General features: G+C 64.0%; 6 protein-coding genes. 1 reads left to right on the plus strand and 5 read right to left on the minus strand.

Annotated elements, in window-relative coordinates:
* Positions 1–73 precede the first annotated feature (73 nt).
* Together DK366_RS19935 and DK366_RS19940 are read right to left on the minus strand one after the other, a co-directional pair.
* Entirely contained in the window at positions 74–1,249 is a 1,176-nt protein-coding gene (locus DK366_RS19935) for an acyltransferase (protein ID WP_109127307.1), read from the minus strand.
* On the minus strand, positions 1,246–2,127 hold the full coding sequence (locus DK366_RS19940) for a LysR family transcriptional regulator (protein WP_109127308.1): 882 nt from the start codon (positions 2,125–2,127) through the stop codon (positions 1,246–1,248). The genes DK366_RS19935 and DK366_RS19940 overlap by 4 nt, the downstream gene beginning before the upstream one ends.
* 98 nt (positions 2,128–2,225) lie before the next feature.
* Between DK366_RS19940 and DK366_RS19945 the strand changes: the two genes are divergently transcribed.
* A complete protein-coding gene (locus DK366_RS19945; protein ID WP_109127309.1) occupies positions 2,226–3,221 on the plus strand; it encodes a hypothetical protein in 996 nt (331 codons plus the stop codon).
* 111 nt (positions 3,222–3,332) lie between these two features.
* Here DK366_RS19945 and DK366_RS19950 read toward each other — a convergent pair whose 3' ends face one another.
* From DK366_RS19950 to DK366_RS19960, 3 genes are all read right to left on the minus strand, one after another.
* Positions 3,333–4,097 (minus strand): AcvB/VirJ family lysyl-phosphatidylglycerol hydrolase, encoded by a 765-nt coding sequence (locus DK366_RS19950; RefSeq protein WP_232821130.1) that lies wholly within the window; start codon positions 4,095–4,097, stop codon positions 3,333–3,335.
* A 17-nt stretch (positions 4,098–4,114) separates the two neighbouring features.
* Positions 4,115–6,721, minus strand: a complete 2,607-nt coding sequence (mprF, locus tag DK366_RS19955) for a bifunctional lysylphosphatidylglycerol flippase/synthetase MprF (RefSeq protein WP_232821131.1) — start codon at positions 6,719–6,721, stop codon at positions 4,115–4,117.
* 358 nt (positions 6,722–7,079) lie between these two features.
* Positions 7,080–9,092 (minus strand): oligopeptide transporter, OPT family, encoded by a 2,013-nt coding sequence (locus DK366_RS19960; RefSeq protein ID WP_109127312.1) that lies wholly within the window; start codon positions 9,090–9,092, stop codon positions 7,080–7,082.
* Positions 9,093–9,561 lie beyond the last annotated feature (469 nt).

Here is a 9,561-nt window from a genome sequence, read left to right on the forward strand (position 1 = left end):
GAGCGCACCCTGTGCGCGACGTCCACACCCTGCGATAACGACCTGACCCTGCGGTCGCGCACAAGGTGCGCTCCTACAACGGAGCGACCTGCACCATGGCGCCAGCGCCATGTGGCTGAATCAACATCCTCCGCCGCAACCACCGCTCCGACGGCGTCGACACATAACGCTCGATGCCCTTGCCCAGCAGCCAGCACAACGGCAGCGCAGGCAGGTACCACAGGTAGCCATAAGTGAAGTCGCCACCGGTCGCCTTCCAGATTCGCAGCACACCGAACACCACGAACATGTGGGTCAGGTAGATCTCGTAACTCAGGCGTCCCCACGAACGCAGCCAGCCTAGGCCGCGCGCGGCCGCCGCATTCGAACGCGCCCACGCGCTGGCCAGCACAAGGCAGCCGGCCGAGAACGTGAGCACCAGCATGTAGCCGTTGTGCATCACCGGCCACAGCAGCTTGCCTTCGAACATCACCAGATAGAGGCTGATCGCGCCGAGCGCACCTAGTGCCCACGTTACGCCGCGCGGCACGCTCTTCCACCGCCATGCCAGCAACGCCGCCAGCACGCCCGTGGCAATCGCCGCCATGCCTGGCAGGTACGCCTTCTCCTGCCAGATCTCGTTGTCGGCCAGCGCCGCGCGCGTCCACGGCAGGGAGAGGGCCAATACGATCAACATGGGCACCAGCACCCATGTGCGCCGCGTCAGCAGGCACACGAGGGGAAAGCCGAGGTAGAACACTTCCTCGATGGAGAGCGACCACAGCACGTCCCAGTTGCCGGGCAGGTAACCCGTCATGCCTTCGTACCAGTTCAGGTGAAAACCCAGCGCTGCCACGATGGCGCGTGGCAGCGATTGCCCTTCCCGACTGATGACGTAGTCAGATACGCCCAACAGGTGTAACCCGCTCAGCACGGCAACCAACAACAACAGGCAGGGTGCGATGCGCGAAAAACGCCGCGCATAGAAGGCACGCAGATCGATGCGGGACAGCGCACCGTCGCGGTGAAGCGCGTTGCTGGTGATAAGGAAACCGGAGATGACGAAGAAGATGAAGACCGCTTCGTAGCCGTTGAAATTGATGGCGCTCATCACCTTCGTCGGCAGCACCGCGGCGAGCGAGGTTTTCTTCAGCGGAATGCGCAAGCCGATGTGATGCAGCACCACCAGCAGGATCGACAGGCCACGCAACAAGTCGATACCTGCATTGCGTGTGTGAGCGTGTTCCTTCACCGACGTCCGTTCCTTCATCCCAATCGCTCCAGTACGAAATCGACAAACGTTCGAAGCTTGGCGGTGGGTCGAACCTCACGCCGCCGGACGATCTGGATGTGTCGCGTAGGCAAGTTCCAATCGGGCAACAGCCGAACGAGTTGCCCGGATGCAATGGAGGGCGCCAGCAATACATCGGCCTGCACCACCACGCCAACACCGCACAGCGCGGCCGTCAGCAGCGCCTGTCCGTTGTTGCACATCAACGGCCCTTTCACCGGTACTTCCACCTGGCGACCTTCCTTGCTGAAGCGCCAATGGTGGCGGGCGCCCCATGCCATGAAACCCAGACACGCGTGACCGGACAGATCTTCCGGCTTGCCCGGCGTGCCGTGCAATTGCAGATACGCGGGACTCGCCACCGCAAACATGTGCGACGGCGACAGCGGGCGCGCGACGAGTGCGTCATCGTGGATCGGCCCCGAGCGGATGGCCACATCGAAGCCTTCCTCGTGCATGTCCACCACGCGATCGTTGAGGCTCAGCTCCACCTGCACGGTGGGATAGGCCGCCATGTACGCGCCGATGACCGGCATCAACCGATGCGCACCCCACGTCACGGGTGCCGTCACCCGCAGCGTACCCTGCGGTTCTGCGCGCATCGCCTCGGCCACCTGGTCCGCAGCCTGCACGCTGCTGAGCACGTCGCGGCAGCGTTCCAGATAGGCCGCACCGATCTCCGTCAGGTGATGGCGCCGCGTGGTGCGTTCCAGCAGTTGCGCGCCCAGCTGCTGCTCCAGCGCGCGCACGTGGTTGGCCACCATGGTGGTGGACAGGTCGAATTCGTCGGCCACGGCGGCAAAGCTGCCCTTCTCCACCACGCGAACGAACACCGCCATGCTGGTCAGACGATCCATTCCAAATCCCTGCTTTGGAGTGAATGAAGCTTACCCGCATTTATCAATAATGGGCGGCCAATCAAGATCCCTGCCACGACCCACAGGGAGATCGAACGATGAAGACCCTTCCGCGCCTGCGCCACCTGGCCCTGGCCTTCGCACTCACCTTCACCGCCACCAGCCACGCCGGGCAAGCGCCCGCCACGACACGCCCGCTACCCGTCGACTGGTACCCGGAAAGCATCGCCGTGGGGCCGGACGGCTCGTTCTACGTTGGCAGCTGGCGCCAGGGTGCGGTGGCTCGCCTCCAGCCCGGCGAAGACGCACCTCAAGTGCTGGTAACGCCAGGCTCCAACGGTCTCTCGAATGGCCAGGGCGTGTTGGTGGATGCGCACCGTGGCCTGCTGTGGATCTGCTCGGGCACGCTGGGCTACACCACCGTTCCCACGAACCCCAGCGCGCTCAAGAGCTACGACCTCGCCACCGGCGCACCGCGTGCCAGCTACGAGCTCCCCGACAAGGGTTACTGCAACGACCTGGCGGAAGACGAACACGGCAATCTCTACGTCACCGACTCCTTCCAGCCGCGCATCTTCCGCTGGCGCGATGGCGACAGGCAGCTTGAGGTGTGGAAGGAAGATGCAGCGTTCATCGCCGGCAGCGACGGATACAAGCTCAACGGCATCGCCATCGACGGCAACCACGTCTACCTCAGCACCGTGGCTGCCGAGCCTTACCTGTTGCGCGTGGATGTGCAGCCGGATGGCAGCGCAGGCAAGGCCACCCGCATCGACATGCCCCGCACGCTGAAGAACGCCGATGCCATCCGTTCGGTTGGCCATGGCCGTATCGTGATCTTCGAAAGCAACGCCTTCGGACACGATGGCCCCTATGGCGGGCAGATCTCGATGGCGACGATCAAGGGCGACAAGGCCAGCGAACTGGTGACGCTGGTGGCGGGACTCAACGATCCCTCGTCAGGCGTGATCGCCAATGGCCGCGTGTATTTCATCGAATCGAAGTACAGCCTGCTGTTTGCGCACAAGGGCGATGACGCGGGCATTCCGCGGCAGGTACCGTTCGATGTGCAATCGGTGCCGCTGCCGAACTGAAGATCGCTATGACCTTGTGGGAGCGCACCCTGTGCGCGACTCGGCGAAACCGAATGCCAACGTTATACCGAGTCGCGCACAGGGTGCGCTCCCACATATATCGCGAGAGGCTTACTGCGCCGCAGGCAGATCGTGAATCATCTGCTGCGCGAGACCTTCGTAGTTGTAGTCGAAGTGATGGTCGCCGGTCTTTTCGTAGACCTTGATCCACGACGGCAGCTTGGGATCGGCGCAGATGGTGTCGGCCTTGTCCTTGATGCCGTAGTAGCACACCACCGGCGGATGGTTATCCAGCGCTTGAAGCGGCGGCATGGCATCGAAGTGCTTGACCGGGTTCACCCACTGGAAGAAATCCTGCGTCCAGGTTTTCCACTTGCCTTCGCGCGCCGAGATATAGCCTTCCATCTCGATTTCGAAATTCACGTCGTGGCTGGGCGACAGCAGCACGATCTGCGCGATGCGCGCGCGACCCTCGGGACTGAGCTTGCCCACGATGGTGGGAAGCACATCGGCGCCGAAGGAGAAGCCGATCAGCCACACGCGCTTCTTGCCGGGCTGCGCCACGACGCGGGAAATCAACGCGTCCAGGTCCGCCGCGGAATCTTCCGGGCTCCTCTCGCGCCAGTAATACTGCAGCAGGCTCACGCCTTCGACCGGAATGCCGTGCGACGCGATGATCTTGCCCAGCGACTGGTCCAGGTCGCGCCAACCACCGTCACCGGAATAGAAAATCGCCACCACGTCTTCGCGCCCGGCCAGCGGCGTCACGCCTGCCTGCGCAGGCACCTGTACCAGCGATTCGTCCATGGTGGCGTGATGCCACGGCTGCCAGGCCCACAGGCTCACGCCAGCAGCGATCAGCACAACGAGGGCCATCCATTTCCAGAGTCGTTTCAACGGCGCACCATGCCAGACAATCCACCCGAGATAAGGCTCGCCACATTGGCGAACACCAGCGGCAAAGCGATGCCATTGGGAACCGCGAGATAACGAGGCTCCCACACGGGATCGAATTTGTCCTTGTACTTGTGTAGCCCGCGGAAGTTGTAGAACCGCTCACCGCGACCGAACAGCATGGCACCCAGGCGGCTCCACAGCGGCGCGCTGCGGCGGTTCTGCAGGCCGGAGAACGGTGCCATGCCAAGGTTGAACCAGCGGTAACCTTCCTGCTTGGACCACTGCATCAGGCTGATGAAAAGGAAATCCATCACGCCGGAGGTGCCATCCGGAAGGTGCCGCATCAGGTCGAGCGAAGCCTCTTCCTTGTTGTCTGTCAGGAACAGGTTGGCGAACGCCACCAGCTCCTCGCCCTGCCACACCAATGCCATCGGCGTGCGTTCCAGGTAGCGCGGATCGAACGTGCCCAGCGAGAAGCCCTTCTCGCGCACGCCCTTGTCGCGCATCCACGCATCGGAAATGGTCTTGAGCTTGGGCATCAACGCGGGCACCGCATCGGCCGGCACGATCTCCATGCGCATGCCGTCGCGGGTGAGTTTGTTGATGGTGTTGCGCAACACCTTCTTGGATTTGCCGTCCAGGTTGAAGCCGGCCAGTTCCACGCGCGCTTCCTCGCCGATCTTGAGGAAGTTCATGCCCACTTCCAGGTACAGGTCCAGATCGTCCTGGCGCACCTGGTAGAACAACGGCCAGCCGCCAGCGCGCTCGCATTGATCACGGAAGGTCCACACCAGTTCGCGGCGTGCATCTTCGTCTTCGCCGACCGGGTCGCCCATCGCCACCCAACTGCGCCCTTCCACGTCGTACATGATGAAGGCGCGGTTGTCGTTGTCGAACAGCAGCGTCTTGTCGCCCATCAGCGCCAGATGCGCCTGCGCGGAGTTGAAGTGCTTGATCAGCGGCAGCGCGCGCTGCAGGTCCGCTTCGCTGGGCAGGTGCAAATTCGGACGTGCGGGGCGAACAAGACTGGCCAACGCGAACAGGAGTCCCGCCGCCGCCGCGCCCACCAGCGCGCGCAATGCGCGTGGTGCACCGCCGTGATAGAAACTGAATTCCCACCACAGGTTGTTGCTGTATTCCACGTGCTTGTAGCTGAAGCCGACCAGCCAGCCGGCGCAGACGAACACCGCCACGATGGCGATGATCCATCCCCACGAGAAGCTCGCGCTGAACATCGACGCGCGGCGATAGAACAGGCGATGCGCAGGCGCCAGGGCAAGCGCAAGCAGCGACAGCAGAATGGCTTCTTCGTAGTCGATGCCCTTGAGCAGCGACAACACCGCGCCCAGCACCAGCAGCACCAGCGTGAGCACGTAGGCGGCATCGAGGCGACGCTGCAAACCGCGCGCAAGGATCAGCAACATCATGCCGACCACGCTGGAGAGGAAGTGGGACACTTCCAGCACGGCCAGCGGCAACACGTCGCGCAGGATGGCCATGCGCGTGGGTAGTGCCGACGTGGCGCCGGAGAACAGCAGCACGGCGCCCGACACCATCGTCAAGCCCGCAAAGAACGGCGGCAGCAGTCCCGTGAACCACGGTGCCAGCAGCGCCTTCTGACGCAGGCCGCGCGCCTCGCGCCAAAGCACGACCACCGTCGCCGCAAAGAGCGGCAGGAAGTAATAGATAAGGCGATACGCCGCCAGCGCGCCGAGAATGGGCGCTTCCAGGCCCTGGTTACCTTCGGCGCCGAAGCCGGCCAGCATCACCGCTTCGAACACGCCAAGGCCGCCCGGTACGTGGCTGATCAGGCCGGCAATCTGCGCGAGCACGAAGATGGCGAGGAAGTGGCCGAAACCGGTATCCACCTGGTTCGGCATCAGCAGGTACAGCACGTAGGCGGCCAGACCCCAATCGACCGCGCCCACCAGCACCTGGCGGAAAGCCACCAGCGTGCTCGGCAGGCTCAAACGCCAGCGCCACAGGCGCAATGGACGTCCAAGCAGACGGCTGCCTGCGATCCACAACAACGGCACCAGCGTCAGCACGCTCGCCACGGGGATACGCAAGCTGGCAAGCGGCAGCGTGGGCGGCACCGGCACCAGCAACAGCGTGACGCCGGTCAGCGCGCACAAGCCAAGCCAGAAACTGAGCGTGGTGTACACCACCACCTTCGCCACTTCCGCCGTGGACAACCCGGCCTGGATGTAGAAGCGATAGCGGATGGAGCCGGAGATCAGCAGCGCCATGCCCAGCGCATTGCTGAAGGCGTAGCTGATGAAGGAGATCAGGCTGACCTGCGCGCCCGGCAAATGCTTGCCGATGTATTTCAGGCCAAACCAGTCGTACAGGATCATCACGCCGTAACTGCCGGCCGTGAGCAGCACGGCCAGCGCGAGGCGATAATTTTCCAACCCGTGGACGTAGCGGGCCACCTCGCGGTAGCTCACCTCGCTGGCGAGGCGATGCAGCGCCCACAGCGCCAGGCACAGCATGGCCACCGAAAGCAGCGGACCGGCGAGCCTGCGCAACCGGGCCATCAGGCCAGGGCGCGCAAGCAACTCACCGGGAATCGGGGCATCCGCCCCTGTCTGCTCCACCACGCGTTTACCGCCTCCACATGACCATCGCGCAGGACCATCGCTGCGACCGTCTAGGATAGCCGGTCAAGGCGCATTCCTGTCTGATCGTGGCATGCAGGCATGACATTTGGTCGCGCCCGCTTCAGGCAGGTCGCGACCCGGGGAGGCCCTGATCCATTCCACGTAGACGGCATGACCCGCAGAGAGTGTGCAGGGTGTGAGGCGTGACGCAGCCCAGGCTGGCCGCCTGGGCAAGGTGCGCATCGCGCTCTGCACACTCTCTGCGAGTCACCCGAAGGGCCGGTTCTGCCAGGGCGCAGCTGTACGCCCTGGCAGAATCGGTGACGCCTGCGTGGAATGGATCAGAGCCTCCCAGGACTCATTTGTTGCCGATACCGTTAGCCATGCGGGCTACCCAGCGGTACATGAAGAACACGATCAGGGCGAAGGCGATGCCGCCGATCCATTGCGCCTTGTCGGCAAAGCTCTCGCCCACCAGCGCCAACGGCGCCTGCAGGTTGCTGAAGCCCAGCTTGTCGGCGAACGCCACGATGGCGGCAATCAGCACGCCCACGATGCTCTCGCCCACGATCAGGCCCGAAGCGAGCAGCACACCCAGCTGCTTGGTGGTTTCCGGCTTCGCCGAGCGGTCGGCGCGACGATCGAAATACCAGCCCACCACCGAACCCACCACCACCATCAGCGTGCTGACCGTGGGCAGATAGATGCCCAGGCCCACGGCCAACGGAGGAATGCGCGCGCTCTTGGAGGTGCGTGCCAGGATTTCATCGATGGCGATGATGACCACGCCGATGCCCACACCGATTTCGATCAGGCTCCAATCGATGTTGCCCGTGATCACGCCCTGCGCCAGCGCGGAAATCAGGCCCGCCTGCGGCGCCGGCAGCGCGTGTGCACCCGCACCGGCCACACCCACGAAACCGTAAGCCTTGTTGATCAGGTCCAGCACCGGCGGAATCACCGCCGCGCCAGCCACCACACCCACCACCAGCGCCACCTGCTGGCGCCACGGCGTGGCGTCCACCAGCTGGCCGGTCTTCAGATCCTGCAGGTTGTTGTTGGCAATGGCCGCAACCGTAAACACCACCGAGGTGATGAACAGTGCGAACGCCACCAGCGCCTTGCCTTCGTCGGCACCCACATACGGCTTCACGAACGCCACCAGCAACAATGCAGCGGCGATGACCACAAGAATGCCCACGCCCGACAAGGGGCTGTTGGACGAGCCGATCAGGCCGGCCATGTACCCGCACACGGTCGACACGAAGAAGCCCATCAGCACCACGAACGCGACACCGCCAATGGCCAGGACGCCCACGTGTGCGCCCAGGCCTGCGGTGTTGCCGAAGTACCCGAGCAGCCACGCGATGGGAATGAAGCACGCCAGCGTGATCAGTCCCACGATGCCGATCGGAATGTCACGCTCGGTGCGCGGCAGCGTGTCTGCCTTGCCCGCCTTGCGCACGCGTGCAGCGGCCATGGCCGACGTCAGGCCGGTGATCACCGGCTTCACCAGCTTGGCCAGCGTCCAGATGGCCGACACGCCGATGGCGCCCGCGCCCACGAAGCGCACCTTGTGGCTCCATGTGGCATTGGCGAGGTCGGAAATCGGCTGCGACAGGTCGCCAAGCACGGAGAAGTGCGGCACGCCCCAGCCCCAGCCGATGATCGCGCCGATGAGCATCGCAATACCCACCGACAGGCCCACCAGGTGACCGATGGCAAACAGCGCAAACGAAAGGCTGAAATCGAAACCGCTGACCGCGCCCTTGTCGTTCACGCGGAAGTAGCGCACGAAGTCGCTGGCGAAAACCTGCGTGGCAACCACCACCGCAAACACCGCCGACACGATGGAACCCCACAGCACGGCAAGCAGGCCGGCTCGCCCTTCTTCCACGCTGTTGGCATCAGCGTCGTCACCGGCGCCGACCTTCAGCACTTCCGCGCAGGCGATGCCTTCCGGATACGGCAGGTCGGAATTGGTCACCAGCGCGCGGCGCAGCGGGATGGAATACATCACGCCCAGGATGCCGCCCAGCGCGCAAACCGCGAAGGAGGTCCAGAACGGGAAGTCCGCCCACCAGCCGATCATGATCATGCCGGGCAGCACGAAGATGATGGACGACAACGTGCCCGCCGCCGACGCGATGGTCTGCACGACGTTGTTTTCCTGGATGGTGGAATCCTTGAACCCGCGCAGCAGGGCCATGGAGATCACCGCCGCCGGAATCGACGTGGCGAAGGTCAGGCCGGCCTTCAGGCCAAAGAACACGTTGGCGGCGGTAAACACCACCGTGATGATCACGCCCAGGATGAGACCGCGGACGGTCAGCTCTTTGCGATTGTCGGTCTGGGAAAGATTGCCGCTCACGAGAGTCGTCCCGTCATGTGATTGTCCCCTGGTGACCGCCCCGGGGCGGCTTGGATACGTCGGGCCCGCCGGAGCGGGACAGCGCGTAGGGTTGCCGGATTTGGGGGGAATCGCAACGGGTTGACGAAAGGTTGACCTTCAGCCCCTTGCCGCCGTGGCGGCGGAGGCCGGGATCTGGTGACCTTGCCCCCGGTTTGTGCCTCGCAGCCGGGTCTCGCTTCTTCGGGCGGTGCCGGTTTTTGCGTGCTTGCTTCCGCGTTTCGAAAGCCCCCATCGTTCCCTCACCGTCACTCCCGCGAAAGCGGGAGTCCAGTGACTTTGCTTACGCTTTTTGCGGTTTTGGTTGTTCGCAACTTCGGGCGCTGCCGCGATCTGGCCGCTCACGCCGCGGAGGCGTTTCGATCGTCTGCCGACGACGCGAAGCTAGTCCCGTGGGACGCTCGAGTCACTTTTCTTTTGCTGGCCCAAA

It is taken from the genome of Dyella sp. C11 (genome assembly GCF_003121485.1).
Lineage (GTDB): Bacteria > Pseudomonadota > Gammaproteobacteria > Xanthomonadales > Rhodanobacteraceae > Dyella.